Source organism: Nonomuraea glycinis (assembly GCF_035920485.1).
Lineage (GTDB): Bacteria > Actinomycetota > Actinomycetes > Streptosporangiales > Streptosporangiaceae > Nonomuraea > Nonomuraea glycinis.
Map to the genome: position 1 here is coordinate 1,508,540 of NZ_CP109166.1, position 26,537 is coordinate 1,535,076.

Below are 26,537 nucleotides of genomic sequence, written 5' to 3' on the forward strand. Positions count from 1 at the left end.
TGGAGACTGAAGCGGGTGCCACAAGTTCGAATCCCGCCGGGGGCACTTACACCTGGGCCGTACTGAGCGATCCACCGAACGCATCAGCCGAGCAACCCGCCCGAACTTCTCCCACAGCTCGGCGTGAATCCTCGGGCCGCCACGGTTCGATGGGCATGCGGGCGATGTCGAGCCGCACCCCACGCAATCCTCAGGAGATGATCGCCCAGCTCTGCGAGGACGACGCGGTCACTGTGGAGAGCTTCTTCGCCAAGGTGGGCGATAACCTGCGAGCAGGCAAGATCCGCCTGGTCTTCGTCGCCGATACCGTGCCCGACCATCTCCGCCGCATCGTGGAGTTCCTCAACGAGCAGATGAATCCCGCAGAAGTCCTCGCGGTGCCCATGATGCCGTCGCCAAGTGGGACGAGGTCGTCAAGATCCTGGATCAACTCGCCACCGCGTAGGTCGTTGAGAGCACCTCCCGATCCAGAGAACGTCCGCCCCCAGGGCCCTGGCATAGAGGGTGCGGCGTTCCTCGCGGCCGTGGCCGCGCTCACGGCGGCGACCGTCGCGGCAAGCGGATCAAACCTGTGTACGGCACGGAAGGCATCCGACTTTTCGGATTCTTTGTCATGGTTTCGCGGCTTAAATACGAAATATAGGATCTAGGGCCGCAGTATGAGACGAAGGCGAGAAGTGATGCTAGAAGGGGCCAAAGTGCCAATTCTGTGCAAAGGAGGGCCGGAGTCATTGAGACGATCCTTGCGAGATTCCTCAGAGGCGAGCCGGTGGGCGAGAAGGTGCCTCATGCCATCCTGAACTCCTGGCGCCGCTGCCAGGCCACCGGACTCGACCCCGACAAGCTGGACTTCGCCGACCCCGTCGAACTGGACCTCGACAACGAACTCGTCCGGATGGCCCAGCCGGTGATCGAACACTACCGGCCCGTACTCAGTGACACGAAGGCGGTTCTGCTCCTCCTGGACGAGCAGGCGAGGCTGCTCCTGCGGTGCGAGGGCGACGCGCGACTGGCGCGAGCATACGACCGGGCGAAGGCCATCCCAGGCGTGTGCTACTCCGAAGAACTGCTCGGAACCACCGCGGGCGGCACCGCGCTGCTGGCCAGACGGCCGGTCCGGGTCGCGGGCAGCGAGCACCACGCCCGACGCCTGTACCCCTTCACCGCCACCGGCGTCCCGATCCTGGACGCGCTGACCGGCCAGGTGCGCGGCCTGGTGACGATCTCCTGTCGCAACGAGCACGAGCATCCGGCGATGGGCCGGCTCGCACGCGAGATCGCCAGGGCCATCGAGCAGCGGTTCCTGGAGCGGAGCGCCGCGCGCGAGCGCACCTTGTTCGAGGCGTACCTGCGTACCGGGGACGTCCCCCGCCTCCGGCCGCCTGAGGAGACCGGCCCGCTGCTCCGTGAGCTGAACGGAGCCGACCGCCTCCTGCTGGAGGAGAAGGCCGCCGAGCTGATCGCGTACGGCAAGCGGGCGGCCGTCGAGGTCGTCCTGTCCCACGGCCGCGTGGCCACCCTGCGGTCCCTGCCGAGAACCGAGCCCGTCGGCGTGGTCGGCGTCGTGGCCCAGGTCAGGATCGAGGGCGGGCCGTGGCGGGAACTCGCCGACGCCTCCGTCCCGCTGGAGCCGGCCCTGCTCGAACGTCCGTCGCGCCTGCTACCGGCGGCGGTGAACACCAGGAACCGGCCGGCACCGGCAGCGGTGAACACCACGAACAGGCCGGCACCGGCAGCGATGAACGCGCCGGTGCCGGCGGTGTCGCCCGGCCACGAGCCGAAGCCGCATTCAGGCACCGATCCCTGGCTGTTCCTGTTCGGCGAGCCCGAGGTCGGCAGGATCGCGGCCACGGCGCGTAAGCGGCTGCGGCTGATGTACGAGGCCATGACGGAGATCGGCCAGACGCTGGACGTGGTGCGGACGGCCGAGGAACTCGCCGAGGTGGCCCTCCCCGAGTTCGCCGACATGGTCACGGTGGATCTGCACGACTACGTGGTGTCCGGGCAGGAGCCCAGCCCGGCGAACATGGATCTGCGGCGGGCGGCGGTCAAGGGAATGCAGCAGGAGACCCTCTCTGTCGCGGCCGGGGAGCCGGTCCACTACCTCGCCTCCTCCGCCCAGGCCCGGTGCCTGTCCGAGGAACAGGCGTCGCGGTGGCCGGACCCGCGCGATCCGGGGACCGGGACGCCGTGGGCGGTGGGCCTGGCGCCAGCGGCCGGATTCCCCGCGGGCGCCGCCGTCCCACTGCTGGCGCACGGCAGGGTGCTGGGAGTGGCGACCTTCCTGCGCGCCACCCCGTCCGGCTCCTTCGACGACGACGAGCTGTGGCTGGCCGAGGAACTGGCCTCGCGGACCGCGCTGTGCATGGACAACGCCCGCCGCTTCTCCCGGGAGCACGCCATGGTGCTCGCCCTGCGTCGCAGCATGACGCCCTGGGACGTCCCCGAGAGCAGGGCCGTGGAGGTGGCGCACCGCTGCGTGCCCGCGCTGACCGGGACCAGAGGCGACTGGCACGATGTCATCCCCCTGTCGGGGGCTCGGGTTGCCCTGGTGGTGGGCGACGTCGCCGGCCGCGACCTGCACACCGCGGGCGCCATGGCGCGCCTGCGCACGACCGTCGGCAACTTCGCCACCCTCGACATGCCACCCGAGGACATTCTCGGCTACCTCGACGATCTGGTACGCAGCCTGGAGCGCGGGAAGGCAGGCGAAGCCGAGGGCCGGCGTACGGACCGGACCCACGGCCGCGTGACGGGCTCGGGCGCCGACGCCACCGGCACGACCTGCGCGTACGCCGTCTACGACCCCACCTCCCAGCGCTGCGCCATCGCCTCGGCCGGACATCCGGCGCCCGCGGTCGTCCGGCCGGACGGCAGCGTGGAGTTCCTGGACCTCCCGGTGGGGTCGCCGCTCGGACGCGGAGGCGCGGTGTTCGAGACGGCCGAGGTGGACCTCCCCGAGGGCAGCAGCCTCGTGCTCTACACCAGGGGGCTGATCGGCGAGAGCGACGGCAGGAAACGGCGCCTGCGCCAGGCCCTGGCCGGCCCCGGTCGTACGGCGGAGCAGACCTGCGCCGCGGTGCTGGACGCCGTGCCGCCGGCCCACCTGTCGGATGAGTTCACCCTGCTGGTGGCCCGGACCAGCGCCACCCCGGCCGACCACGTCGCCTGCTGGGATGTGTCGCCGGATCCGGCGATGGTCGCCCAGGTGCGCGCCGAGGTCGACCGGCTCCTGGCCGCCTGGGGCATGGAGGAACTCGGCTTCAGCGCCGAACTGGTCTTCAGCGAGCTGGTGACCAACGCCATCCGGTACGGCAGAGAGCCCATCAAGGCGCGGCTGCTGCTGGACAACAGCCTGATCTGCGAGGTCTCCGACGCCGGCGAGACCTCCCCGCGCCCCCGCCGCGCCGCCGACACCGACGAGGGCGGGCGCGGGCTGTACCTGGTCGCGCAGCTCGCCGAGCGCTGGGGCACCCGCTACACCCGCCGCGGCAAGGTCATCTGGGCTGAGCTGTCCCTCACCGACCGCGATCGGCTCATCGGGTCATGAGCCTGCGGTCCACGGCCGGCGTCTTACCCGGATGCGGCACGGTCCGGCCGGCGCTCCTCCAAGGCTCCCCATGACCGCGTCCTCATGTACACGCAGGGCCGACGCGTCGAGGGCGGCGGCGACGCGGAGGTTGCCCGCGTCGGTGAGGGCGCGGCCGTCCTTGCCCACCCAATGGGCCAGGGTGATGAGACGCTGGACGGTCTGGCTGCGCGCGGCGGCCTCCGTCAGCTCGGGGGCGGGGGGCATGGAGACAGGCGGCTGGGGGAAGGCGCGTTCCTCGCCGATGCCGCCGTTCACGAAGCGGTTCTGCATGATCTTGTCGAGCACCTGCTCGTAGTACGGAACGCGACCGGCGTCGAGATCGCGCTTGAACCGCTCGAACGCCCCCGGAACGGTCAGATCGACGCCCTGGTGGAGAGCCGTGTGCGCCCAGAACGTCGCCAGCCCTCGCAGCGTGGGATCGTCGAGCGCGGCCGCGTACTCCGCCAGCGCCCCGGCGATGATCTCCTCCGCTTCTGCGAACGTGGCGCCGCGCGGGTCGCGAAGGCCCGTGACATCGAGATAGCGCAGGTACGTGCGCAGCACCTCCGGGGCGAGGTCGAGCTCCTTCCGCGGGGCCGTCACCTTGTACGGCACGACGCACGGTCCAAGCCTCCCGTCCTTACCGGGTCACCGTCTCACCTATCAGACGGGAGTCTCCGGCGGCCCAGGCGATGAGAAGGGTGCAGGCCCTCTCGCGACCGGCGTGACTTCACCGGCTGCTCGGCTTGACCAGGCCGGAGTCGTAGGACAGGACGACCGCCTGGGCGCGGCTGGCGAGTCCCAGCTTGGCCATGAGCCGGTTGAGGTGCGTTTTGACCGTGCCCTCGCTGACCGACAGCCGCTTGGCGATCTCCTTGTTGGACAGCGCGCAGCCGACGAGGCGCAGCACCTCGGTCTCCCGGGCGGTCAGGCGGCCGAGCTCCGGGGAAGGGACGGCCGCCGGCGGGTCGACGAAGGCTTCGATCAGCCGTCTGGTGGCGCTGGGCGCGAGCAGGATGTCGCCGGAGGCGACCGTGTGGATCGCGGCGATGAGGCGCTCGGGCGGCGTGTCCTTGAGCAGGAAGCCGCCCGCGCCCAGCCGCAGCGCGTTGTAGACGTACTCGTCCAGGTCGAAGGTCGTCAGGATGAGGACCTTGGGCGCCGGCGGCTCGGCGGCGGCCAGGATCTGTTCGGTGGCGGTGAGGCCGTCCATCCCCGGCATGCGGATGTCCATGAGAACGACGTCGGGTTTGAGTGTGGCGGCGAGCCGTACCGCTTCCTCACCGTCTTCGGCCTCGCCCACCACGATCAGTCCCGCCGCGCGCAGGAGTGCCGCCAGGCCCGCGCGGATGAGCACCTGATCGTCGACCACCAGCACACTGATCATGGACCTGTTTCGCTCGACCTCGCCGGGTGGGAGCAGCGGAAGACCGCCAGCACCTCGAAGCCGCCTTGCGGCAACGGGCCCGCCTTGAGGGTGCCCTGATAGAGCCTGACACGCTCAGTCATGCCGATCAAGCCGTTGCCCTCCGGTCCCGGCTCCGGCCGCGCGGAGGTGACGCCGGGGCCGTCATCGGTGACGCGGACGGTGAGCGTCGACCGGCCGTACGTGATCCTCACCTTCACCCGGGCGGGCCCGGCATGCTTGAGCACGTTGGTCAGCGACTCCTGGACGACCCGGTAAGCGCACACCTCCAGGCCGGGCGGCAGCGGCCGTACCTCTCCTTCGACGGTCGTCTCGACGGACAGGCCCGCCGCCCGGATCCGCTCCGCGATGCTGTCGATGTCCTTGAGGCCGGGCGCGGCGGCATAGAGCTTCTCGTCCTCGTCGTTCGCCTCGATGCGCAGGATCGACAGCAGCCGCCGCATCTCGTTGAGTGCCTCATGGCTGGTGTTTTCGATGACTTTCAGTGTGGCAAGCGCCGTCGGAGGATGGGACAGCGCGACGAAGCGGCCGAGACCGGCCTGTACGGAGATCACGGACATGTGATGGGCCACGACATCGTGCAGTTCGCGGGCGATCCGCAGGCGCTCCTGGGTGACGGCGCGGTCGGCGGCGGCGTCCTGCTCCCTGCGGAGCTGCGTGGCGAGGTCGGCGAGCTGCCTGGCGCGTTGGGACAGCAGCCGCACGCTGACGCCCGCGCCCAGCGTGCAGGCCGCCAGGAGGAGCGACTGCACGAGCGCCGACGGCAGGGTGACGGTGGGCTGGAGCGCCGATCCGTGGGTCCACGCGGAGACCATCAGCACGGCGCCTGTCAGGTCGGCTTTCCAGGAGCGGTGGACGGCGACCGTGTAGAGCGCCACCATCATGCCGATGGTGTTGAGGCCCGCGTGGTAGCCCTGCAGGTGGTAGACGAGCGACGCGACCGTGACGATCACCAGGACGGTCAGCGGCCTGCGCCTACGCAGCGCGAGCGGCGCGTTCACGAGCAAGGTCAGCGTCATCGCCTGCAGGTCGCCGGGGCGTCCCATGTCGGGTCCGTAGAGGTCCCACAGCCACGTGAGGACGACCATGGCGGAAGCCAGGGCGCTGTCGAGGAGCAGGGGGTTGAGCGAGGACAGCCGCTGGATGGCCGGGGCGGCGCTGAGGGGCATCCGTCACGCTAACTCCGAACCCGGCCGGGGCACATCAATCCCGGGGTATACCCCAGGAGTTGCAGCCGATCGCCTCGGGAACGGCCTCTTCGTCCGAGGGGCGCTCTCCAGGAGGGCACCCGCTGGTACAGCCGGGCGCCCTGTCGACTTCCTCTGTGACTTCCGCGATAGACGGGTCAACCCAAGGTGAAGGCGGACAGAGCACGAAGTGTACGGACGATTCCAACCGCGGGTTGACGCCGCGGCGCGGGTCTCTTCCTAGGCTTCGAAGGGTCGCTCTCATGCGGAAATCGACCGACAACGTCACTGGAAACGGAAAGGCAGGGCACGCATGCGTCTCGCGAACATCTCCCTCGCTGTCGTCATCACCGCCTCCGGCTCGGCCCTGGTGACGGCCGCGCCGGCCGTCGCGGCCCCGGCCGCGCACAGTGAGGTCTCGACCCAGGCGAGCTCGGCGGCGATGGCCCGCTGGCGCACCCAACGGCACGAGGCGCTGGGCCCGTACAAGGGGTACTTCTCGACCTCGGCCTGGCAGCGGCCCTCGGGCGTCCGCGTGATGCAGGTCAAGGCCCGCTGCTGGGGCAACGACTCACAGTTGAAGGTCGACCTGTGGTTCCTGCGCCGCTGGGGCGGCGGTGAGAGGGTCGCCAAGTCCGGCAAGTGGCGCTGCAACGGCAAGTACGGCATCGTCCGCATCCGCAACGCGGGGCACTCGAAGTACTGGGCGACCTTCTCCCTCAGCAAGAAGCACACCGTCGAGTACTGGGTGCAGTACTACAAGTGATCCACGGCAATGGTGGCTCCGGGTCCCCGCCACACCATCATGGGCGGGAACGCCACCGGCAGGAGTCGCACACGCCGCGCCCGGTAGCCCGGGCGGCGAGAACACAGACGACAGTGACCGAGAAGCCGCCGTGCCGGCGATTTCCCCGCTGTGATGGGCACGCGTCGGCGGACATCCGAATTGACCCTTCCTGAACAGCGAAAATTCTTACGAGAGGCATCTTTCCCGAATCCGCCGCACGACTTCTCGGTCCGCCGGATCGGCGAAACAGAGAACCAGGACCACGGGATCGTCCTGAAAGCGTGGTATTCCAACAACCGCATGCTGAACTTCGACCAGTTCTGGATCGACATTCAGTAGCGGACCCCCATAGCCGTCCGGGTTGCCCACGGGCAGCCCGGACGGCTCCACGTCAGACAAGGACCTCTTGGACGGCCATGACCGAGATCATCACCGAACTGCTCGACCAGCAAGAGATCTTGAAGTATCTCACCGGAATCGCGGATGTGGAGGAGGAGTCGGATATATACGACATCGACCCTGAAGGCTGGATCAGCGCGGGCGAGAACGCGATCGCGATCAACGAGCGGGAAAGCCCACGATGCCTGATCAAGTACGAGCTCTGGGACGGGGAGCCACCGCCACTCGACTCCTGGGACCGTAGCTGGTCCGGAAACGTACGCCTCGCGTCCGGAAGAGTGTTCGCCCTGAGCGACTATGACGGTGACACGACCTACGGCGAAGAATTCGATCTGGGCCGACGGGATACGCTCTGGCGGGTGAGCATCCATCGCAAGGCGCTGGCCCACGAGGACTTCACTCCCGACCTCGTCGGCGTCACCCTGCTGAAGGCCCGATTCTGGCCTGCGGCCTGAGCCTGTATGGACGAGATCGCGAAGACCCGGTACGGCCTGATCCGCGGCCACGCCCACGACGGCGTCGTCGCCTACAAGGGCATCCCGTACGCCGCCGCGCCCGACGGCGCCGGGAGTGCCGGCGGTGTGGCGGGCCGGCGACGGCCTGGACTGTCTGACGGTGAACGTGTGGACCTCGTCCGCCGAGGCCGGAGGCATGCCGGTGATGGCGTGGATCTACGGCGGTCAGTGGAGTTACGGCGCCTCGTCGATGGCGCAGTACGACGGGGCCGTTCTCGCTCGATCCGGCGTGGTCGTGGTCACCCTCAACTACCGCACCGGTTTCGAGGGGTTCGGCCACGTGCCGGGGGTTCCTGACAATCGGGGCCTGCTGGACCAGCTCGCCGCGCTCGCCTGGGTTCAGGAGAACATCGCCGCCTTCGGCGGGGACCCGGGCAACGTCACCGTGTTCGGCCAGTCCGCCGGCGCGGCCTCCGCCGCCTTGCTCGCCGCGACTCCGAGGGCCGCCGGCCTGTTCCGGCGGTGCGTCCTGCAGAGTCTGCCCGCCGGCTACCTGACCGTGGCCGAGGCCCATGCCGGGGCGGGGGTCGTACTTAGTTGTACGACTTCGCCTGGCGAGGACCGGCCGGCGCGACCCACGGCATCGACGTCCCTTCGTCTTCGGCCTCCCCGAGACCCGCTACGCCGCCCGCTTCCTCGGCAGCCAGCCTCCGGCCGGCTTCGCCGCCCTGTCCGAGCGGATCCGTACCGCCTGGACCTTGTTCGCGGCCACGGGCGATCCGGGCTGGCCCCGCTACGAGCCAGGCCCGGCACCACCCGGATCTGGGACACCGCTCCCGCCGACATCGCCATCCCCTGCCCGAGTCCCACCGCATCTGGAGCCCCGCGCGGTCGTGAGCGGAGCCTGGGCTCAGCCGCGTGGCGCGTACATGATCACCAGGACGCCGGCCAGGCAGAGCAGCGCTCCGATGACGTCCCAGCGATCGGGCCGGAATCCGTCGACGACCATGCCCCAGGCCAGGGATCCGGCGACGAAGACGCCCCCGTAGGCGGCCAGGATGCGGCCGAAGTTCGCATCCGGCTGCAGCGTGGCGACGAACCCGTACAGGCCCAGCGCGATGACGCCCGCGCCGATCCACAGCATGCCGCGCTGCTCGCGTACGCCCTGCCACACCAGCCAGGCGCCGCCGATCTCGGCGAGTGCGGCCAGGACGAACAGCACCAGCGAGCGAACGATCGTCATGACAGGTAGTACAGCGGATCCCGGAGCGGGGGCGCATGCCGGGGCTCTTCGATGGGGAGGGTTTTCAGCACCCGCAGCCGTTCCCGCCGCAACCGCAGCCTCTGCGGGCGCGGGCGGTGCGGCGGCGGTACAGCCACCACATGCCGGCGGCCACGGCGACGAGTGATCCGGCTACGGTCAGCAGCGTCTGTTCGGCCCATGCGGCGCCGGCGCCGGTGAGCAATCCGGCGCCGACCAGCAGCGGGAGGGCGCAGCAGGCGGCGCAGGCCACGACCGCCAGGGCGGCGGTGACCTTGCTGCGCAGCGGCGGCCCGCCATCCTCAGGGGTGCGCGCGCCGCCGGAGGCGCTGAGGGATACCGTGACCGGCGCGGGCCTGGGTTCATGGTGTGCGCTCACGTGATCAGCTCTCCTCGTGGGTACGATCTTCGGCCAGGTCGGCGAAGGGCAGCGGGCAGTCGGGGCAGGAGCAGTGGGTCAGGCTGTCGCAGCCGGCGTTGACCACCTGGGTCAGTGCGGTTCGGATGGTGGTCAGGTCGGCGATCCTCGCCTCCACCTCGGCGATCTTCTCCTGGGCGCGGACCCGCAGGTCCGGGGTCGGATGGCCGCGCCGGCCGGTGTCGATCAGCTCGGCCACCTCCTCCAGGGTGAACCCGAGCCGCTGGGCGGCCTTGATCACGGTGAGCAGGGTGACGGTCTCGGGCGGGTAGGCGCGGTGTCCGCCTGAGCTGCGCCGTGGTTCGGCGATCAGCCCGCGGCGTTCGTAGTAGCGCAGGGTCTGGAGGTTGACGCCGGCCTGCTCGGCCACCTGCCCGCTGCGCAGGTAAGGCCCCTCGATGTCCTGCCTCACGGCGAGGCGACCGCGCCGGCGCGGGCCTGCAGCGCGTCGAGCACGTCGACGTGCTCGGGCGGCACCGTCACTTCGAGCGTCAGGCTGCCGTCGGCGACGGTGAGGGTGAAGGTGAAGAACGAGCAGCAGCCGTTCTCCCGCGCCGCCAACTCGGCGGCCCTGGCGGCGTGGTCCGGGCTGAAGACGAGCTCCAGACGCAGCCGTGCGCGATCCGGCCGTGCCACGGCTCGCACCGCATCGGCGAACAGGGTGTCGAACTCGGCCACCCGCAACGGCCGCTCGGCGGTGGGCAGCGTGCATGCCGAGGGCGCCCAACCCAGGTCAAGGGCGATGTCCTGTGTCATGACTCGACGGTAAGCCTGTACCTGGGTACCGGATGCAAGCCCTCACCGGGGCCGGAGGTTCGCGTCGGCGTGGCGCCGGCTTCCGGCTTCGCCCGTCAGTCTCCGGCGGCGCTGAGCGTCCGCAAGATGTCGACCAGTGTCGCCATCTGCTGGGGGGTGAGCGGCTCGAACAGCTCTTCGGCCGCCCGTTCATAACCGGCCGTCCAGTCCTGAGCCAGGGCGGCCCCCTGTGCCGTCACCCGAAGGAGCACGGACCGGCGGTCGTCCGCGCTGGTCTGGCGTTCGAGCAGTCCGTCGCGGACGAGCGCGTCGACCAGGGTGGAGGCGGTCCCCTGGGCGATACCGACGGCCAGAGCGAGCTCGGTGAGACGAACAGGCTGCGAACGTGCCACCTCCACCACCAGGCGGGACCTCGGCGTCGACACCCCGTGCTCGCCCAGCCGCTCGTTGAAGTGCCGGACGAGAACCTTCGCCGTACGACTGAACTCGTCGGCGACCTGCGCCGGGGTCACGCTCTTCCTCGCGTGTGGCATCGCCCACCTCCTACTTGACGCACCCATCGTACGGGAGGTTACATAGACGTAGATGCATCGACATCAAAGTATTTGATGGCGATGCATCAGGAAAGGGCGGTCAAGGCCGCGTGCCGAGCAGTACCGAAACCGGGCGCGCACGAGGAGTGCGTGTTCAACCCCAAGGAGTGGAAACATGAAGATCTTTGTCACCGGCGGCAGCGGTTTCGTCGGAAGCGCTCTCGTCCATCGCCTCCTCGCCGAAGGACATGAAGTCATGGCACTCGCCAGATCGGGTTCGAGCATCCAGCGCGTCCGCGCGGCCGGAGCCGAGCCCGTTCCCGGCGACCTCGCCGACCTCCGCCAGGCCGGCTCCCCAGCGCCGATCTGGCTCGCCAAGCTGCGAGAGGCCGACGCGGTCGTGCACGTCGCGGCTCATATGGAGTTCTGGGGACCCGACTCGTTCTTCGAACGGGCCAATCACGTGCCGACGGTCGCCCTGCACACCGCGAGCGTCGCGGCCGGGGTACGACGTTTCGTGCTCATCAGCGCCGCATCCGTCTCCACCGGCAGCCAACGTCGTCCCGTCGTCGACGAGTCGACCCCGGAAGGCCGGCCCAACATCGCCTACAGCCGCGTCAAGCTGGCCACCGAGCGCACACTCCTGGAAGCCCACGGCGGGAACACCGAACTGGTGGCGCTCCGCCCGCCGTACATCTGGGGTCGCGGAATGACGACGATCAACGACATGGCCGAGGTCGCCGAGGCCGGACGGTTCGCCTGGATCGATCACGGCAAGCACATCGTCGACTTCGTGCACGTCCACAACCTGGTCGGCGCCGTGCTCCTCGCGCTCACCCGGGGCCGCCACGGGGGCGTCTACTACGTGACGGACGGCACGCCGATGCCCATCCGAGACTTCCTCACTCCCCTGCTGGCGACCCGCGGCGTGGATCTGTCCAAGAGCCGCAGCGTCCCGCTGGCGATGGCGGCGCCCCTGGCGGCGATGATGGACCGCACGGCACGCCTGCTTCGCCGGAAGTCGGCGCCCCCGCTGACGAACTGGCTCGTGAGCTTCACCGGCCGCGACCGTTCCTACGACATCACCGCCGCGAGGACGGAGCTGGGCTACTCGCCCGACGTGACCCTGGAGAAGGGACTGGCGGAGATGAGCTTCTCGTGAGCCGGGGGACGGTGGATCCAGGCCGGCAACTGTCGGAGCACTGATTTGACGATTGGGTCATTTTCTGGGGAATCATCCGGCAAGATGATCAGTCCTTGGTCCCCCGGATGGCGGGAGACAGTGGAGAAGGGCTGACTGCATGCGCGGGCCGACCACGACGATCCTCCTTGCCGCGGCGCTGTCGATCGGCGGGGTGATGGCCAATCCCGCGTACGCGACCGCCTCCGCCGTCACCCCGGAGCGGGTGTGCGGTCCCGGTTTCGCCCGGGTCGCCCACAGCAAGCAGGCCGTGAAAACCCCCCGCAAACGCGTCCTCGGCTACGTCTACCTGCTGTACAACCGCAGGACCGGCGACAACTGCGTCACCACGTTCAAGACCTCGAACGTCGGTGTCCCCACCTTCGTCATGGCCACGATCACGGTGCAGACGCGGGGAACCCGCCCACGCGTGAGCGGCGAGAATGAGGGCCGGCCCGTCAAGCACTACCTGGGACCGGTGAAGACCTACGGCAAGGGCCGGTGCGTCAAGTACATGGGGACGATCGATGATGCCGGACGCGGTGCCGCTTCCGGCAAGTCGCGCTGGAAGTCCTGGGGCAACTGCGGCTGAGCCGGATGCGACGGCCGGCCGGGGAGACCGTGGGGCGACTGCGAGTGGCGGCGCGGATGTGAGCAAGAGGACGGGCATGCTGGTCAGGGACGCACGACCGGACGAGGCGGAGCTCCTGAGCGAGCTGGCGTTCCGGTCCAAGGCGTACTGGGGCTATGACGAGAGGTTCATGGCGACCTGCCGGGAGGAGCTCACCCTCTCGGCATCGCAGGTCGAGGCCCAGCGGACCATGGTGGCCGACCAGGACGGCCGAGCCCTGGGGTTCGTCACCCTGGAAGGGGAGCCGCCGGAGGGAGAGCTGGGCATGCTCTTCGTCGAACCGGACGCCATCGGGCGAGGCATCGGCCGCCTGCTGTTCGAGCACGCGGTCGCCGCCGCACATGGGCTCGGCTTCGCGCACCTGGTGATCGAGGCGGATCCGTATGCCGAGCCGTTCTACCTGGCGATGGGGGCCACCCGGGTCGGCATGACTCCGTCCGGTTCCATCCCCGGCCGGAGCCTCCCGCTGTTGACGGTCCCCGTATAGGAGCACGTGATCGACGGCAGCACCGTGAAGACGGTCTGGCACACACCACAACACAAACAGACTGTTTAAAATATATCATTGACAATGACTTACTTCTTGCGGCATCTTGGCTCGTATGCCCCCGAGCGCCGATCATCACCCCGACCCCTTCACGCCGCCGCATCCGGAGCAAGCACGCAAGCAACGCGTGCACGCGTCCTTGTTCCGGATCGCCGAACGGCATGCGGCCACCGACGAGCAGCGCAGCCGGCAGACCCATCCATCGGCCGTCGGCCCGCACGAGGCCGTGAGGCTCGTGTCGTTCCTGCTCAGCGGGGTCGCAAAGCTGGATGACGGCGAGCCGGAGGTGGACCACGCCGACATCACCGCGGCGTTGAGCCTCGTCCCACTGGTCCGCGGGGAGCTGGACGCGCTGGAGGCCGGGCTCCTGCAGATGGCGCGTGGCCGTGGCATGACCTGGCAGGAGATCGCCTTCGGGCTTGGGCTGGGCACCGCGCAGGCCGCCAGGCAGCGCTACGAACGCCTCGCCGACCGTACTGGAACGGAGTAAGGCCGGAACCAAGGCGTTCGCCGGTGCGCTCCGTGCCCGAGCGCGTGTGCCCTGCCGACCTTCTTCGCCTCGGCCGAAGATCGCTATACGTGCCCGGCCAGGCCCTCGGTCAGCAAGGTGAAGGCGTGGTCGGCGTCGGCGACCGCCTGGGGATAGCGCTCGTCAGCGGACCTGCCGTCGGCCAGCGCCTGGAAGTTGTCCATCGACAGCAGCCAGTGCATGCCCACGACCTGGGTGGCCGCCAGGCGGGCGGTCAGGGCGGGGGTGCCGGCCGTCTCCTGGAGCGCCTCCCCGAGCGCCCGTTCCGCGCCTTCCTGGTAGCGGATCACTCCCGTGCGTAGCGCTGGGGTCTCGCGGACCATGCGGGTGAAGGCGAGGATCTCCGGCACGTCGTTGAGGCCGGTGATCGGGTCGCGGTCACGCAGGCCGTTCAGGAAGTGGTCGCGGAGGGCGGCCAGCGGGCCGACGCCGGGCGGGCGGTCGCGCACCACGCGGGCCGCCTCGGTCTCGTGGTCGGCGAAGCGGTGGATGACCAGGTCCTCCTTGGCCGGGAAGTAGGCGAACAGGGTCCGCTTCGACACCTCGGCGGCCTCGGCCACCTGCACCACCGACACCTGGTCGAACCCGCGCTCAAGGAAGAGCGCGATGGCGGCTTCCGAGATGGCGGCATGGGTCCGTGCCCGTTTGCGTTCACGCAGCCCTGTCATACCCCCACGATAGCAAAACTGCACTAGTAATAGTTCTGCACCTGGTATACCTTTGCACCCGGTCGAGTATTAGGAGGAACGATGACCGAGGTGATCGTGGCCGGGGCCGGACCCACCGGGCTGACGCTGGCCTGCGAGCTGGCGCTGGCCGGAGTGGACGTCCTGGTGGTGGAGCGCTTGCCGTACCGGATCGAGCAGATCAAGGGCGGCACGATCCAGGCGCGCACCCAGGAGCTGCTCGAGCTGCGCGGCCTGCTGGAGCCGATGCAGGCCAGGGCGATCTCCCGCGAGCCGGCGGGCGGGCACTTCGCGATGCTGCCCGTACCTCTCGACGGCACGGCCTGGGACACCGCGCACCCCTACCCGCTCTCGATCCCGCAGTGGGAGGTCGAGGAGGTGCTGGAGGAGCGCGCCGCGGAGCTGGGGGTCAAGGTGCTGCGCGAGACCGCGGTGACGGCGGTGGAGCAGGCGGACGACGGCGTGGTCGTGACGGCCGACGGCCGGCGGATCGAGGCCCGCTACCTGGTGGCCTGCGACGGCGCGCACAGTACGGTCAGGAAGCTGCTCGGCGTGCCGTTCCCCGGCAGGCCGGGGACGTATACGGCGGTGCTGGCCGACGTACGGCTGTCGTCGGTGTCCGACCTCGTGCCGAAGACCCTCGGGCACATCAGCACGCTCACCCGTGAGGTCGGCGACCACTGGGTGATGCTGGCCCCCGTGGGGGGCGACCGCTACCGGTTCACCGGCGGGGTGGCGGGCGAGGCGGAGTCCGCCAAGGACAGGCCGGTCACGTCCGAGGAGATCGCCGAACAGCTGCGCATCGTGTACGGCGAGCAGACCGTGCTGGCCGCCGTGGACAACTCCTCACGGTTCGGCGACGCCACCCGGCAGGTCGAGCACTACCGGGCAGGCAACGTGTTCTTCGCCGGCGACGCCGCGCACATCCACCCGCCCTTCGGCGGGCAAGGTCTGAACCTGGGCGTGCAGGACGCCTTCAACCTGGGCTGGAAGCTGGCCGCGGCACTGCGGGGCCGGGCCTCGACCGACCTTTTGGACACCTACCACGCCGAGCGGCACCCGGCCGGCGCCTGGGTCCTGCACATCACCCAGGCCCAGCGCGTCTTCGCCAACCCCCGGCCCAGCGCCGACGCCATCGAGCTGCGCGAGGTCTTCATCGACCTGATACGTCAGCCCGAGGCCAACAGGCACCTGGCCGGTCAGATGTCGGGGTTGTCACACTCCTACGACCTGCCCGGCGACCACCCACTGGTCGGCCACCGAGTCGCCGGCCTCGATCCGTCGCTGTTCCGCACCGGCAGGCCCGTCCTGGTCGACCTGGCCGGGATCCTCCCGGACGACCTCGGCGCAACGCGCGCCCAGCCGGTGGCTGGCCTGCCCCACGCGATCCTGGTCCGCCCCGACGGCTACGCGGCCTGGGCCTCGGACACCGACCCCGACCTGGACGCCCTCATGGGCGACCCGTGCTGGTCCCTCATGAGGTAGAAGGACCTGGCCGGGCGCCGGTCGTCAGCACTTCGTAAGGTTGTAGAACGTGCCGTGCGTAACAGGGAATCTTCGCGCCACCTCGCTCGCGGCGCGACAGTGCCGCCGGTCTCGCAAACCCTGAACGATAACCAGGTCAAAGATCCGTGAATACGAGACCGCCACGCCGCGTCTCAGGAACGGGCTGTGGCTCGTAGGTCTGGGGTGATCGGGGCGGCAGAGGTCGTCAGGCCGTCCAGGGTGAGCTTGAGCGTCGGTGCGATGGTGCCGCCGAAGCCGGCCCGCGCCTGCGCGGCTTCCGCGCCTCGTGGATCGCTGCCCAGGTCGGACCGGTAGTTGGCGAAGCTGATCACCTGGAGGTCCGGCAGCACCAGCCAGGCGTAGGCCTGGTCGGGTTCGTCGGACGGGTTCTGGAGCACGAGGCCGGATTCGTTGAGCGGCTCGTAGGGGCCGGTCAGGGTGGGGGCGGCGAAGCCGTAGAGGCCGGTGGGTGCGCTACCGGCCGGGTGGAAGGTGTGGCGTTGGGTGGAGAAGAAGAGGTAGTACCGGGAATCGTGGACGATGACGTGCGGTCGTTCGAGCTCGTGGTTGACGCCTTCGGCGATGAGGAGAGGCGGGAGCGGGGACCAGCCGTCGGCCCCTGGCGCAGCGAGGGCGATCGCGCCGGTGAAGGTGTCCTCCCAGGCGGTGGACGCGGCGACGAGGAGGTAGTCGCGCGCGTCGGCCGGGTCGCGGAACCAGCCCGGATCTCGGAACGCCCTGATACGGCCCGGTGCCCCGTCGGTCTCGTCGGCCGGCAGGTACATCCGGCCGTCGGAGCGAAGGATCTCTCGATGCTCGGCGTCCTGTCGCAGCCTGATCCGGCCGCCGGAGGCGATCAGGTCGGGGCGGGTCTCGATGACGCTCTGCCGGTACGTCGGGCGTGCTTCGCCGCGCCGCCCGGCGGCCGTGTAGTACACGGACACGGTGCCGTCGGGCCGGCGGACCGCCGATCCGGACCATTCGCGGCTGCCGGGCGAGGCGCCGTCGGCGAAGGCGTTCCCCAGGTCCTGCCACTGGTCGCCGTTCCTGCCGAGCAGACGGATCCGGGCTTGGTCATGGCGCTCTTCTGGGTGGCCAAAGGCTGGGGCGGACAGGGCCATCCACAGCTCGTGGCCGCCGATCACGCTCGTCGCGCCGTTCTCCTCCTGAATCGGCCACAGATCCCAGAGGTCGTGGTCAGGCAGGATCCGAGGTACGGCCGCGGGGTCGATGACGGGCGCCGTGGTCGTGCCGGTCTCGGTGAGCAGGTCGAGGTGCCGGCGGGTCCAGCGCGCCGGTCGGTCGCCGCTCACGCCACGCTCCGCCGGCAGCGGTGACCGTGGGTGCGTCCAGGTCCGAGCACTGTTCTGCGCGCAGCGTGCGACCGTCCTCGGGGGACCATGAACAACCTGCTTTCCTTCGTGAGGGTGATTCGGGCCGTAGTCGGGTCGGCCGGGACCCGTTGGTCAGGGGCGGCAGCGCATGCCGAGCTCGATGGCGCCGGTGATGCCGGAGCGGTCGCCGAGCGAAGGGCTCACCACGTACGCGTCCATGGCGGACCGGTCGGTCAGCACCGAGGTGGCCGGATAGCCGGCGGCGAGGTCGAACGCGCGTGCCCGGACCTGGGCCAGCAGCCCGGCGTGCTTGGCGACGCCGCCGCCGATGATGATCCGCTCCGGTGACAGCGCGTAGGTCAGGTTCATGACGGCATGGGCGAGGTATTCGGCCTCGAGTTCCCACGCCATCGGGTCGTCCAGATTCTCGGCACGCTGTCCCCACCGCCGGCGCATCGCCTCACCGGAGGCGAGCCCTTCCAGACAGTCACCATGAAAGGGGCAACTGCCGGCGAAAGCATCCCGAGTCCGATCGTGCGGAATGCGAATGTGGCCGAACTCCGGATGCAGGAGACCGTGCAGCAGCCGGCCGTTCGCCACGGCTCCCAGGCCGATGCCGGTGCCGACGGTCAGGTAGGCGATCGTTTTCCGTCCCCGGCCGGCTCCGTGCCGCCACTCCCCCAGCGCGGCGGCGTTCACGTCGGTGTCCAGGCCGACGGGGACGCGCAGCGCGGCGCCCAGTGGGGAGACGACGTCGGCATAGGCCCAGCCGGGCTTGGGTGTGGCCATGATGTGGCCGTACGTCGGTGAGCTCGTGCGCAGGTCTACGGGGCCGAAGGTGCCCACGCCGAGCGTGGTGAGCGGCCGGTGATCCTGGAAGAAGCGCACCGCGCCCGCGATGGTCTCCTGAGGGGTGGTCGTCGGGATCACGCCGGTCGCCACGACGTGTCCGTGGGCGTCGGCGACCGCGCAGATCCACTTCGTCCCGCCCGCCTCGATCCCGCCGTAGAGCGGCGTCGTGCTCATCGCCGTCACCCTTTCAGGGAGCCCTGGAGCAGGGCCTTGACGAAGTGGCGCTGGAAGAGGAGGAAGATCACGAGCGTGGGGGTCAGGATCAGCAGCGATCCGGCGCACAGCAGGGGGATGTCGGTGCCCCACTGGCCCTGGAAGGCGCCCAGGGCGCCGGACATCGTGCGCTTGGCGGGGTCGTCCACCAGGACGATGGCCAGCAGGAACTGGTTCCAGGTCCACAGGAACAGCAGAATGCCCAGGGACGAGATCGCCGGCATGGCCAGGGGCACGTGGATGCGCCGGAACAACTGCCACACGTTGGCGCCGTCCATCCGGGCGCTCTCGGACAGCTCCCCCGGCATGTTGACGAAGTGGGCGCGCATCCAGAAGACGCTGAACGGCATGAACAGGCCGATGAGCGGCAGGATGATGGCCCAGCGCGTGTTCAGCAGCCCCATGTCGCGGATCTGGTAGTACAGCGGCGTGATGACGCCTTCGAACGGGAGGGTCAGGCCGAGCACGAACAGCAGGAAGACCACGCGGGCGCCGATCACGCGCAGGTGGCCGATGGCGAAGCCGGCCATCGTGCCCAGCACGATCGAGATCGGGACCACGCCCAGCACGATGAGGGCGCTGGACTTCAGCAGCTCGCCCATGTTCGCGGCCTCGAAGGCCCGCGGGAAGTTGCCCCACTGGGGGTCGTCGGGCCAGGCCAGTCCGGCCGGATAGGTGCCCGAGGGGTGCAGGGCGGTGACGAACAGGCTGAGGAACGGCAGGAGCGTGACCGCCATCAGGAAGATGAGCAGCACCCTGCCCGTCCATGCCTCCCGCCGCGAGGTGATCATCGGTTGCCGTCCTTCGCGAACCACTGGATGGGCAGGGCACAGGCGATCACGAGCACCATGAGCACCACGGCCAGGGCCGAGGCGGTGCCCACCTCGCGCTCGGCGAAGGCCAGGTAGAAGATCTGCAGGCCGGGCACCATGGTGGTGTTGCCGGGGCCTCCCTGGGTGGCGATGTAGATGATGTCGAAGCTGGCCAGGGCCGCGATGACGGTCACGGTGACACAGACCGCGATCTCCTGCCGCAGGCTGGGGACCGTGATGGAGACGAACTCCCGCCACGCGCCGGCGCCGTCGAGCCGGGCGGCCTCGTACAGTGCTGGGTCGATCTTGCTCATGCCGGCCAGGAGCAGCAGCGTGCACAGGCCGAGCAGCACCCAGGCGCCGATCATGCCGACCGCCGGCAGGGCGGTGTCGAAGTCGCCCAGCCAGGCCCGGGTCACCCCGCCGAGGCCGATGAGGCTGAGCAGCTGGTTGACCACTCCGGTGGAGGCCAGCAGCCAGCTCCAGGCGATGCCGGCGGCCACCAGCGGGATGACCTGCGGCAGGAAGAGCACGGTCCGCGCCACGAGGGCGAGCCGGCTCTGGGCGATACGCCGGATGGTCGCGGCGATCGCCAGGCCCAGCACGACCGGGATGGCGCTGAAGAACGCGATCAGCTTGAAGGCGTTGATCAGCGAGTCGAACAGGTCCGGATCGGTGAAGACCTTGCCGTAGTTGGCCGGCCCCACCCAGGTGGAGGCGCCGATGCCGTTCCACTCGTACAGCGAGTACTGGAACGTCAGGGTGATCGGGCGCAGGACGAACACCGCGTAGAAGATGAGCGCCGGGGCGACGAACAGCCAGCCGACCAAGCCGCGCGGGTCGCGCAGCTTGGTCGCGACCGGCCGCCGGTGCGTGGTTCGGGCGCCGGCGGAGCGGGGCATCACCTGCCTCAGTTCCCTTCGAGCTGGCCGGTGTAGTCAGCCTGGACCTTCGCCAGCAGCTCTTGCGCTGTCAGCTGCCCGGCGACGAGCTTCTGCAGGTTCGGGGTCCAGCTCTTGGCGTAGATGGCGCCGGTGGCGTTGGCGATGAAGTCCATCGCGCCGTTGTCGCCGGCGATGTCCGCCCCGGCTGCCAGGGTGCTGGCGGTGACCTTGTCCGAGGCCACGGCCGGCATGTACGCGTCGGCCGGTCCCATCGGACGTGATCCGCCGATCTCGACGCCGATCTCGCGGGCCCGCTTGTCGGTGGCCACCCAGTCGAGGAAGAAGGCGGCGCAGTCGGCGTTCTTGGCGTTCGCGGCGATCCCGAAGGTGAGGGGTGCCGACATGGCGGCGCGCTTGCCGCCCTGTTGCGCCGGTGGCATCAGGGAGAAGCCGGCGTTGCCCGGCATCTGCTTGTCGAGGTTGCCCGACTCCCAGTCGCCGTTGAACATGAACAGGCCCTGGCCGTCGATGAAGCGGCTCATCATGGTGGCGTAGTCGACCGCGTTGACGTCCTTCTGGAAATATCCTGCCTTGGTCCATTTCTCCAGGTGCTGGGCGGCCTGGAGGTTCGACGGGGTGTCGATGGTGGCGCCCGGCTTCTGGAAGATCCAGTCGTTGATGGGCCCGGCCGGGCCGTAGGAGGCCATGAGATTCTGCAGGGGGAACGCCAGGCCGCCGGTGGCGCCGCCGTTGAACTGCAGGATGGGCGTGATGCCCGCGCTCTTGGCCTTGTCCAGCACCTGGTCGAGCTCCGCCAGCGTGGCGGGCGGCTTGGTCATGCCGACCTGGGCGGCGAGCTTCTTGTTGTAGAAGATGCCGGTCATGCTGAAGTTGAGCCCGAGGGCGTACAGGGATCCCTCGCCGCGCGGCCGGCCGCCGGGGCCCAGGCGCAGCTGCTCGAGCTGCGAGGCCGGCCACTTGTCCCAGCCGAAGGCCTGCGCGTAGCCGTCGAGGTTCTTCAGCAGGTTGTCCTTGACCAACTCGGAGACCTGAGGCAGCCGCATCAGGTCGGGCGGGTTGTCCGCCAGCACCCGGGGGGCGTTCTGGGTGATCACCGCGAACTGGTCCTCGCGGACGTCCCACGTGACGTTCGGGTGCTGTTTGGTGAACTCTGTGGTCAGCGCCTTGGGCAGCGGGAAGCCGGTCTCGAAGTAGCCGGTCATCGTGATCGGCGCCGAGCCGCAGGTGGGCGCCGCCGCGACCGGCGACGTGCCGGTGGCCTGAGGTTGCGGGCTGTTGGTGCCGGGAGCCGCGCAGGCGGCGGTCAGCGCCCCCATGGCGATCATGACCGCGACCCCGGACCTGCCGGGGTGAACGCGACGAGCCATGTGCATCTCCTCTGGTGCGGGGGACAATCGGCATCCGGCTGATGTCCCGACTTCGTTTGCTAAATCGGGTTAGCGCCGATAGTCTCACCACACGCGTCGTACGATGTCAACCCCCTGTAACACACTCTTGACGATCGGAGATGTCGAGTGAGCCCACGACGGGTCACGCTGGCCGATGTGGCCAAGGCCGCGGGCGTCTCCCGCACGACCGCCTCGCTGGTGCTGTCAGGCCGTGGCCGGGAGCTGCGCATCTCTCACGACGTCGAGCAGCGTGTCCTCAAGGCCGCCGAAGAGCTGCAATATCGGCCCAACATCGTCTCCGTGGGCCTGCGTACGGGCACCTCCCGGACGATCGGCTTCGTCTCCGACACCGTGGCCACCTCGCGCCTGGCCGGTGACATGATCAAGGGAGCGCTCGAGGCCGCCCGCGACCGTGGCTTCATGCTGTTCATCGGTGAGACCGAAGGCGACGCCGCGCTCGAAGGCCTCCTGCTTCAGGCCATGCAGGACCGCCAGGTGGACGGGCTCATCCTGGCCTCGATGTTCACCAGGACCATCAAGCTGCCCAAAGGCATCACCGCCGCGCCCGCCGTGCTGCTCAACGCGCTGCCCAAGCAGCCCACCCCTCTGCCCGCCGTCCTGCCGGACGAGGTCGAGGCCGGCCGCAGCGCCGCCCGTGTGCTGCTCGACGCCGGTTATCGCGACGGCATCTACCTGATCGGCGCCGGTCCCAGCCTGCGCGACGTGCCCGCGGGGAGCGTCGCGGCGGTGGAGCGGCTCGTCGGCATCCGGGAGGCGCTCGGCGAGGCGGGCGTCAAGGTGGCGGGCGCTCGCACCTGCCCCGACTGGCAGCCGGAGTACGGCCTGGCAGCGGCCCAGGACCTCCTGCGGACCACCCGGCCGCGTGCGCTGATCTGCTTCAACGATCGGATCGCGATGGGCGTCTACCAGGCACTCGACGACTTCGGCCGCAAGGTGCCGGAAGATGTCTCCGTCGTCTCCTTCGACGACCACCCCATCGCCTCGTGGATGCGGCCCAAGCTGACCACCGTGGCACTGCCCCACTACGAGCTGGGCCGCAAGGCCGTGGACGTGCTGTTCACCGAGATCGACCGCGATCGTTCCGACCCCGACCGGGTGGGCGAGGTGCATCGGGTCCCGATGCCCGTCCGCAGCCGCGACTCCGTCGCCCCGTCGGCCACCATGGAGTCGCTCGACTGAGCGCCCTCGGCCCCCGTGTCGCCCCCTGTGGAGTCGCTCTACCGAGCACCCGCGCTCGCCATCAGCAAGGGCGAGCGTCCTCGACGGATCTGTCCACGCCGGCGATTCCTGAGGCCGTAATCGAGCCTTGACACGGGTGGGACCGGCCGTAATAGTACAGCTAACCCGATTTAGCGTCACTGTAACAATACCGGGCTCCCAGCGATCCACGGCCCACATTCCGCTGCCTACGTGCGCAGTGGCATCCCCACCCGTCGCGAACCGGCACCACTGTTACCCGTTACTAAATCGATTTAGCAAAGTGGGTCACGCGTACGACGCGGCCCACGGCCGGAAAGGAAGTACCGCATGCGCATCCGCAGATGGGTCGGGGTGATGGCCTCGGCCCTGGCCATGGTCGCCTCGGGCCTGGTGTCCGCCGCGCCCGCCGACGCAAGCAGCGGCCCCGATGCCGGAATCCGCAGCATCACTCCCATCACCACGGTCTATACCTACGGGCAGAAAGTGTCCGCGGTAGCGGTCGAGTACGGCCAGAACGTCAACCCTCGGGAACTGGACACCTCCACCTTCTCGGTCCAGGACACCCTCTACAACTTCCGCTTCAATCCCATCGAGGACCTGCCCAAGCTGACCGACCGCAAGGTCACCCGCGCCTACACCAACGACGCCGCCACCATCCGGGCCGACCACCGTTCGACGCCGGGCCGGTACGTCATCGTCGAGCTCGACCCCGAGCAGAACGCCGGCTGGACGGTGATCACCTCCAAGTGTCCGAACGGCCGGTGCGCGGTGCGGGTGAACCCGGATCTGCCCACCCGGGTGGTCCAGCGCAAGAACGTCTACGGACAGCCCGGGCATGGCCTCGGCAGGGGGCCGCTGCTCGCCAAGGGGACCCCGAACACCTCCAGAAAGGTGACCGAGAAGCCGGTCAACCTCCTCGTCGACGAATTCCGCTACGGCTCGTACCTGTCCAACGGGATGGTGCTGCCGTACCACTACCACCTGCCGAAGAACTACGACCCGGCCAAGACGTACCCGCTGATGGTCGTCCTGCCCGGGCACGGCATGGGCTGGGACGGGGACAACTTGATGGTCCAGGTGGCCGCGGACATTCCCGCCACGGCCTGGCTGCAGCAAAAGTGGACCGGCGGCACCGAGGACGTCATCGTGCTCGCCCCGCAGCACCAGCGCGTGGGCGGCGCGGCCGAGGCCGACCTCCTGGTCAAGCTGCTCGACCAGTTCCTCAAGGACTACGCCGTCGACAAGCGGCGGGTCTACGCCACCACCGTCTCCTACGGCTCCCAACTGCTGTGGCACGCCTTCGCCAAGCGTCCGGACCTGTTCGCCGGCGGGCTGGTGACCGGCGGCTTCGCGGTCAACGCCGAGCAGGCGGCGGCCATCGCCGCCGCGGAGGTCCCGCTCTGGGTCACCCACGGTGTACACGACCACCTGCTGAACATCAGCCTCGCCCGCACCACACGGCAACTGCTGCAGGACGCCTACACCGCACGAGGCAAGACCCTCGACGAGATCGGGACCCTGGTGCACTACACCGAGTACGAGGACGCGGCGTTCTCCCTGCCGGACTACCACGCGGCCTACGGACCCACCTACGAGGACACCTCCATCCTCCAGTGGCTACTGAGCCGGACCAAACCGCAGGCCTGACCTGCACGATGCCTCTCGCCGCCACCATGGCGAGGGGCATCGTGCAGGCGAAGGTCACCATCAGGGAGCACAGCACTCCTGTCAGTGATTTACTCTGATCAACTGTCTTACAGGACAAGACGGGCGGAGTGGGGTCATGACAGCGGCGCAGCCTGGTCACATGGTCGGCGGACGGTATCGCCTGATCACCGAGCTGGGGTCCGGCGGATTCGGACGGGTCTGGCGTGCACAGGACGAGGTCCTGCACGTCGAGGTGGCGATCAAGGAGCTGCGGCTGCTGCCCGGGATGTCCCAGGCGGAGCAGGACCAGCGGCTGGAGCGCACCGCGCGGGAGGCCCGCAACGCTGTACGGTTACGCGCGCACGAGCACATTCTGACCATCTACGACATCGTCTCGGACGGCGGCCTGCCGTGGATCGTGATGGAGCTGATCGACGGACAGTCGCTGGCCGAGCACATCGAGACGCACGGGCCGTTGCCGGTGGACAAGGCCGCGGAACTGGCCGCCGCGCTGCTGACGGCGCTCGACGCGGCGCACCAGGCCGGCGTCGTGCACCGCGACATCAAACCGGCCAACGTCATGCTCGGCAGGGACGGCAAGGTGCTGCTCACCGACTTCGGCATCGCGGTCCACACCGCCGACACCACCCTGACGGCCACCGGGATGCTCATAGGCTCCCCCGAGTACATGGCCCCGGAACGATCGCGCGGCATCGACGGGCTCCCGGCCAGTGACCTGTTCTCCCTCGGCGTGACCCTCTACCAGGCCGTCGAGGGCGTCTCACCGTTCCGTCGCACCACTCAGCCGGCGGCGCTGACCGCGGTCATGCTGGAAGAACCCCCGCCGCCGCGACGAGCGGACCGGCTCACGCCGCTCATCACCCGGCTGCTCGACAAGGATCCGAGCAGCAGGCCGACCGTCGATCAGGCACTGTCCCTCCTCGGCGAGCAGCGGCCGAGCCGGGACCACGTACGGAACGGCACCAGGATCCTCAGACCTGAAGAGGTCCCTCAGCAGGGGTGGCAGCACAAGGGTGTCGCGGTGATGATGGCGATCATCGTCATGCTCGGTGTCCTCGGCCTCAAGGAAGTCGGCCTCGGCTGGGAAGAGTTCGAGGATGTGCTGGATGACGACGTGGGCTTCCTCCTGGCGGTGCCCATCTTCGCTGACCTTGCTCTGGCCGGCTTACTGGGCGCGCAGGTGGCCCGGTTCGTACCGCCGGTCGCCGGTAAGACCGTTGCGTTCGTCGTGGGTGTCGTCGGGCTCATCTTCGCCGGCGGTGCCACGGTTCTCGCCTTCGACGGCATGGCCCTTGTCATGACGAGGGTTGTTCACGAGGATTACGACGATGCCTGGCTGCCCTCTTTGATCGTGATCACCGTCATCATGCTCATCACCGCGGGCTGGGCCTGGGAGTCGAGGAAGCTTCGGCGCTCCGGCGTCGTGTGACGGGGTCGTCCGTCAGCGGGTCGGGGGCCGGGGGCGGTTCCACCAGAGGGAGAGGGACAGGGCCGTGGCGATGAGGACAGCGCCCGGCGGCCCGTAGCCGATGCCGATCTCCCTTGCCCGTCGCCGCCCTGACCGACCCAGGGTCTGCAGCGCCGGAAACCGGATGTTTCCTATTATTTCCGGCAATGGTGTGAGTTTTTGTTATAGCCGACCGGTAAATGGCGCCCATAACCCTGCGAGAGCAGCGGTTGATAAACCTGCAAACGCCTGTTGATCGGGCCGCTGAGCTGGCGGAAGTCGCCGAAATACAAGCCTGCGAAAGATACAGCACACGATACGGCGCCGCGCAAGAGGGTTGCTTACCATTCATGCGTGCGTGACTATCAGTCAACGCCCGCGCCAAAGGCTCCACTCCCATGCTGATGATGCCCTGCCAAAGGGGAAACATCACCTACACGGTCACCTCGTTCAGCAACAGCCACAAAGCGGTAGGCCCGACGCAGTCCAATCACAACGGAACTTCGCACGCCGCCACATCCACCTTCACCGCCACCGTCTCCGGAACCGTCTCGATCGCCTGGAACGTCTCCGGCAGCCTGAAGGTGGACCGACTCGTCGCGGGTGCCGAAGTGGCCACGGGCGTCAACCTGTCCGCCAGCCTGACGGCCTCGTTGGGCAACAGCATCACCGTCCGCACACCGGCGCGGAAGACGACCACCGCCACGTATGGCGTCTGGCGCAAGAAGACCAAAGGCGACTACCACGTCTGCGGCCAGAAGAAGAAGAAAGTGACCGCGTGGACCCCATGGCGCGCCGGCTGGTACATCAAGTAAAGGTGATTCG

The 26,537-nt window shown here is 69.0% G+C and carries 28 protein-coding genes and 1 pseudogene; 15 read left to right on the forward strand and 14 right to left on the reverse strand.

The genetic code is table 11. The features are described 5' to 3' along the window. Window positions 1-197 precede the first annotated feature (197 nt). Both OHA68_RS06940 and OHA68_RS06945 read left to right on the forward strand, forming a co-directional pair. A complete protein-coding gene (locus OHA68_RS06940) occupies window positions 198-650 on the forward strand; it encodes a hypothetical protein (RefSeq protein ID WP_327106846.1) in 453 nt (150 codons plus the stop codon). Window positions 651-769: 119 nt separating this feature from the next. Further along, a complete protein-coding gene (locus tag OHA68_RS06945) occupies window positions 770-3,550 on the forward strand; it encodes a SpoIIE family protein phosphatase (protein WP_327106847.1) in 2,781 nt (926 codons plus the stop codon). Here the strand turns inward: OHA68_RS06945 and OHA68_RS06950 are convergent. The 3 genes from OHA68_RS06950 to OHA68_RS06960 form a co-directional block, all read right to left on the reverse strand. Continuing rightward, window positions 3,545-4,186, reverse strand: a complete 642-nt coding sequence (locus tag OHA68_RS06950) for a hypothetical protein (RefSeq protein WP_327106848.1) — start codon at window positions 4,184-4,186, stop codon at window positions 3,545-3,547. The two genes, OHA68_RS06945 and OHA68_RS06950, sit on opposite strands and share 6 nt — an antisense overlap. A 115-nt stretch (window positions 4,187-4,301) precedes the next feature. Next, a complete protein-coding gene (locus tag OHA68_RS06955) occupies window positions 4,302-4,958 on the reverse strand; it encodes a response regulator transcription factor (RefSeq protein ID WP_327106849.1) in 657 nt (218 codons plus the stop codon). Further along, window positions 4,955-6,166: a sensor histidine kinase gene (locus tag OHA68_RS06960; protein ID WP_327106850.1), complete on the reverse strand. Its 1,212-nt coding sequence runs from the start codon at window positions 6,164-6,166 to the stop codon at window positions 4,955-4,957. The genes OHA68_RS06955 and OHA68_RS06960 overlap by 4 nt, the downstream gene beginning before the upstream one ends. Before the next feature lie 331 nt (window positions 6,167-6,497). On the opposite strand from OHA68_RS06960, the gene OHA68_RS06965 reads away from it, so the two are divergent. The 4 genes and pseudogenes from OHA68_RS06965 to OHA68_RS06980 form a co-directional block, all read left to right on the forward strand. Further along, a complete protein-coding gene (locus tag OHA68_RS06965; protein WP_327106851.1) occupies window positions 6,498-6,950 on the forward strand; it encodes a hypothetical protein in 453 nt (150 codons plus the stop codon). Window positions 6,951-7,103: 153 nt separating this feature from the next. Next, entirely contained in the window at window positions 7,104-7,310 is a 207-nt protein-coding gene (locus OHA68_RS06970; RefSeq protein WP_327106852.1) for a hypothetical protein, read from the forward strand. Between the two features lie 77 nt (window positions 7,311-7,387). Beyond that, window positions 7,388-7,825, forward strand: a complete 438-nt coding sequence (locus OHA68_RS06975) for a hypothetical protein (RefSeq protein WP_327106853.1) — start codon at window positions 7,388-7,390, stop codon at window positions 7,823-7,825. A 205-nt stretch (window positions 7,826-8,030) separates the two neighbouring features. After that, window positions 8,031-8,303 (forward strand): annotated as a pseudogene (locus OHA68_RS06980) (carboxylesterase family protein); the annotation flags it as partial. A 432-nt stretch (window positions 8,304-8,735) separates the two neighbouring features. On the opposite strand, the gene OHA68_RS06985 reads toward OHA68_RS06980, so the two are convergent. The 5 genes from OHA68_RS06985 to OHA68_RS07005 all read right to left on the reverse strand — a co-directional run bounded on the left by OHA68_RS06985 (window position 8,736) and on the right by OHA68_RS07005 (window position 10,793). After that, window positions 8,736-9,068 carry a YnfA family protein gene (locus tag OHA68_RS06985; RefSeq protein ID WP_189142441.1) on the reverse strand — a complete coding sequence of 111 codons (333 nt, stop codon included), beginning with the start codon at window positions 9,066-9,068 and terminating at the stop codon, window positions 8,736-8,738. Between the two features lie 64 nt (window positions 9,069-9,132). Further along, window positions 9,133-9,465, reverse strand: a complete 333-nt coding sequence (locus OHA68_RS06990) for a hypothetical protein (protein ID WP_327106854.1) — start codon at window positions 9,463-9,465, stop codon at window positions 9,133-9,135. Window positions 9,466-9,469: 4 nt separating this feature from the next. Continuing rightward, window positions 9,470-9,916 (reverse strand): MerR family transcriptional regulator, encoded by a 447-nt coding sequence (locus OHA68_RS06995; RefSeq protein WP_327106855.1) that lies wholly within the window; start codon window positions 9,914-9,916, stop codon window positions 9,470-9,472. After that, window positions 9,913-10,260, reverse strand: coding sequence for a hypothetical protein (locus OHA68_RS07000; RefSeq protein WP_327106856.1), 348 nt, complete (start codon window positions 10,258-10,260; stop codon window positions 9,913-9,915). The genes OHA68_RS06995 and OHA68_RS07000 overlap by 4 nt, the downstream gene beginning before the upstream one ends. Window positions 10,261-10,355: 95 nt before the next feature. Next, window positions 10,356-10,793 (reverse strand): MarR family winged helix-turn-helix transcriptional regulator, encoded by a 438-nt coding sequence (locus OHA68_RS07005; RefSeq protein ID WP_189142438.1) that lies wholly within the window; start codon window positions 10,791-10,793, stop codon window positions 10,356-10,358. Window positions 10,794-10,968: 175 nt separating this feature from the next. On the opposite strand from OHA68_RS07005, the gene OHA68_RS07010 reads away from it, so the two are divergent. The 4 genes from OHA68_RS07010 (at window position 10,969) to OHA68_RS07025 (ending at window position 13,641) form a co-directional block, all read left to right on the forward strand. Continuing rightward, a complete protein-coding gene (locus tag OHA68_RS07010; RefSeq protein ID WP_327106857.1) occupies window positions 10,969-11,955 on the forward strand; it encodes an NAD-dependent epimerase/dehydratase family protein in 987 nt (328 codons plus the stop codon). 139 nt (window positions 11,956-12,094) lie between these two features. Then, window positions 12,095-12,565 (forward strand): hypothetical protein, encoded by a 471-nt coding sequence (locus OHA68_RS07015; protein ID WP_327106858.1) that lies wholly within the window; start codon window positions 12,095-12,097, stop codon window positions 12,563-12,565. A gap of 58 nt (window positions 12,566-12,623) precedes the next feature. Beyond that, on the forward strand, window positions 12,624-13,091 hold the full coding sequence (locus OHA68_RS07020) for a GNAT family N-acetyltransferase (RefSeq protein WP_327106859.1): 468 nt from the start codon (window positions 12,624-12,626) through the stop codon (window positions 13,089-13,091). Window positions 13,092-13,206: 115 nt separating this feature from the next. Continuing rightward, entirely contained in the window at window positions 13,207-13,641 is a 435-nt protein-coding gene (locus tag OHA68_RS07025) for a DNA-binding protein (protein WP_327106860.1), read from the forward strand. An 83-nt stretch (window positions 13,642-13,724) separates the two neighbouring features. Here OHA68_RS07025 and OHA68_RS07030 read toward each other — a convergent pair whose 3' ends face one another. Continuing rightward, on the reverse strand, window positions 13,725-14,348 hold the full coding sequence (locus OHA68_RS07030; RefSeq protein ID WP_327106861.1) for a TetR family transcriptional regulator: 624 nt from the start codon (window positions 14,346-14,348) through the stop codon (window positions 13,725-13,727). Between the two features lie 81 nt (window positions 14,349-14,429). On the opposite strand from OHA68_RS07030, the gene OHA68_RS07035 reads away from it, so the two are divergent. Then, window positions 14,430-15,851, forward strand: a complete 1,422-nt coding sequence (locus OHA68_RS07035) for an FAD-dependent oxidoreductase (protein WP_327106862.1) — start codon at window positions 14,430-14,432, stop codon at window positions 15,849-15,851. Window positions 15,852-16,024: 173 nt separating this feature from the next. Here the strand turns inward: OHA68_RS07035 and OHA68_RS07040 are convergent, their stop codons facing one another. The 5 genes from OHA68_RS07040 to OHA68_RS07060 form a co-directional block, all read right to left on the reverse strand. After that, window positions 16,025-17,185, reverse strand: coding sequence for a glycoside hydrolase family 68 protein (locus OHA68_RS07040; protein ID WP_327106863.1), 1,161 nt, complete (start codon window positions 17,183-17,185; stop codon window positions 16,025-16,027). A 153-nt stretch (window positions 17,186-17,338) separates the two neighbouring features. Next, a complete protein-coding gene (locus OHA68_RS07045) occupies window positions 17,339-18,232 on the reverse strand; it encodes an ROK family protein (RefSeq protein WP_327106864.1) in 894 nt (297 codons plus the stop codon). 5 nt (window positions 18,233-18,237) lie between these two features. Next, window positions 18,238-19,062 carry a carbohydrate ABC transporter permease gene (locus tag OHA68_RS07050; protein ID WP_327106865.1) on the reverse strand — a complete coding sequence of 275 codons (825 nt, stop codon included), beginning with the start codon at window positions 19,060-19,062 and terminating at the stop codon, window positions 18,238-18,240. Further along, on the reverse strand, window positions 19,059-19,985 hold the full coding sequence (locus OHA68_RS07055; RefSeq protein WP_327106866.1) for a carbohydrate ABC transporter permease: 927 nt from the start codon (window positions 19,983-19,985) through the stop codon (window positions 19,059-19,061). The genes OHA68_RS07050 and OHA68_RS07055 overlap by 4 nt, the downstream gene beginning before the upstream one ends. Window positions 19,986-19,993: 8 nt before the next feature. Continuing rightward, window positions 19,994-21,355 carry an ABC transporter substrate-binding protein gene (locus tag OHA68_RS07060; protein WP_327106867.1) on the reverse strand — a complete coding sequence of 454 codons (1,362 nt, stop codon included), beginning with the start codon at window positions 21,353-21,355 and terminating at the stop codon, window positions 19,994-19,996. A 147-nt stretch (window positions 21,356-21,502) separates the two neighbouring features. On the opposite strand from OHA68_RS07060, the gene OHA68_RS07065 reads away from it, so the two are divergent. From OHA68_RS07065 to OHA68_RS07080, 4 genes are all read left to right on the forward strand, one after another. Next, window positions 21,503-22,576 (forward strand): LacI family DNA-binding transcriptional regulator, encoded by a 1,074-nt coding sequence (locus tag OHA68_RS07065; RefSeq protein ID WP_327106868.1) that lies wholly within the window; start codon window positions 21,503-21,505, stop codon window positions 22,574-22,576. A 348-nt stretch (window positions 22,577-22,924) separates the two neighbouring features. Continuing rightward, window positions 22,925-24,244, forward strand: a complete 1,320-nt coding sequence (locus tag OHA68_RS07070) for a hypothetical protein (RefSeq protein ID WP_327106869.1) — start codon at window positions 22,925-22,927, stop codon at window positions 24,242-24,244. Between the two features lie 160 nt (window positions 24,245-24,404). Next, window positions 24,405-25,694, forward strand: a complete 1,290-nt coding sequence (locus OHA68_RS07075) for a serine/threonine-protein kinase (protein WP_327106870.1) — start codon at window positions 24,405-24,407, stop codon at window positions 25,692-25,694. Window positions 25,695-26,110: 416 nt separating this feature from the next. Further along, window positions 26,111-26,527: a hypothetical protein gene (locus OHA68_RS07080; RefSeq protein WP_327106871.1), complete on the forward strand. Its 417-nt coding sequence runs from the start codon at window positions 26,111-26,113 to the stop codon at window positions 26,525-26,527. Window positions 26,528-26,537: the final 10 nt, after the last annotated feature.

Bases quoted from the DNA above. Each gene is read 5' to 3' on its own strand.
- OHA68_RS06940 (WP_327106846.1), top strand. From the start codon at position 198: ATGATCGCCCAGCTCTGCGAGGACGACGCGGTCACTGTGGAGAGCTTC.
- OHA68_RS06955 (WP_327106849.1), bottom strand. From the start codon at position 4,958: ATGATCAGTGTGCTGGTGGTCGACGATCAGGTGCTCATCCGCGCGGGC.
- OHA68_RS06960 (WP_327106850.1), bottom strand. From the start codon at position 6,166: ATGCCCCTCAGCGCCGCCCCGGCCATCCAGCGGCTGTCCTCGCTCAAC.
- OHA68_RS06965 (WP_327106851.1), top strand. From the start codon at position 6,498: ATGCGTCTCGCGAACATCTCCCTCGCTGTCGTCATCACCGCCTCCGGC.
- OHA68_RS06970 (WP_327106852.1), top strand. From the start codon at position 7,104: ATGGGCACGCGTCGGCGGACATCCGAATTGACCCTTCCTGAACAGCGA.
- OHA68_RS06975 (WP_327106853.1), top strand. From the start codon at position 7,388: ATGACCGAGATCATCACCGAACTGCTCGACCAGCAAGAGATCTTGAAG.
- OHA68_RS06985 (WP_189142441.1), bottom strand. From the start codon at position 9,068: ATGACGATCGTTCGCTCGCTGGTGCTGTTCGTCCTGGCCGCACTCGCC.
- OHA68_RS07000 (WP_327106856.1), bottom strand. From the start codon at position 10,260: ATGACACAGGACATCGCCCTTGACCTGGGTTGGGCGCCCTCGGCATGC.
- OHA68_RS07005 (WP_189142438.1), bottom strand. From the start codon at position 10,793: ATGCCACACGCGAGGAAGAGCGTGACCCCGGCGCAGGTCGCCGACGAG.
- OHA68_RS07010 (WP_327106857.1), top strand. From the start codon at position 10,969: ATGAAGATCTTTGTCACCGGCGGCAGCGGTTTCGTCGGAAGCGCTCTC.
- OHA68_RS07015 (WP_327106858.1), top strand. From the start codon at position 12,095: ATGCGCGGGCCGACCACGACGATCCTCCTTGCCGCGGCGCTGTCGATC.
- OHA68_RS07025 (WP_327106860.1), top strand. From the start codon at position 13,207: ATGCCCCCGAGCGCCGATCATCACCCCGACCCCTTCACGCCGCCGCAT.
- OHA68_RS07030 (WP_327106861.1), bottom strand. From the start codon at position 14,348: ATGACAGGGCTGCGTGAACGCAAACGGGCACGGACCCATGCCGCCATC.
- OHA68_RS07035 (WP_327106862.1), top strand. From the start codon at position 14,430: ATGACCGAGGTGATCGTGGCCGGGGCCGGACCCACCGGGCTGACGCTG.
- OHA68_RS07045 (WP_327106864.1), bottom strand. From the start codon at position 18,232: ATGAGCACGACGCCGCTCTACGGCGGGATCGAGGCGGGCGGGACGAAG.
- OHA68_RS07050 (WP_327106865.1), bottom strand. From the start codon at position 19,062: ATGATCACCTCGCGGCGGGAGGCATGGACGGGCAGGGTGCTGCTCATC.
- OHA68_RS07055 (WP_327106866.1), bottom strand. From the start codon at position 19,985: ATGCCCCGCTCCGCCGGCGCCCGAACCACGCACCGGCGGCCGGTCGCG.
- OHA68_RS07060 (WP_327106867.1), bottom strand. From the start codon at position 21,355: ATGGCTCGTCGCGTTCACCCCGGCAGGTCCGGGGTCGCGGTCATGATC.
- OHA68_RS07070 (WP_327106869.1), top strand. From the start codon at position 22,925: ATGCGCATCCGCAGATGGGTCGGGGTGATGGCCTCGGCCCTGGCCATG.
- OHA68_RS07075 (WP_327106870.1), top strand. From the start codon at position 24,405: ATGGTCGGCGGACGGTATCGCCTGATCACCGAGCTGGGGTCCGGCGGA.
- OHA68_RS07080 (WP_327106871.1), top strand. From the start codon at position 26,111: ATGCTGATGATGCCCTGCCAAAGGGGAAACATCACCTACACGGTCACC.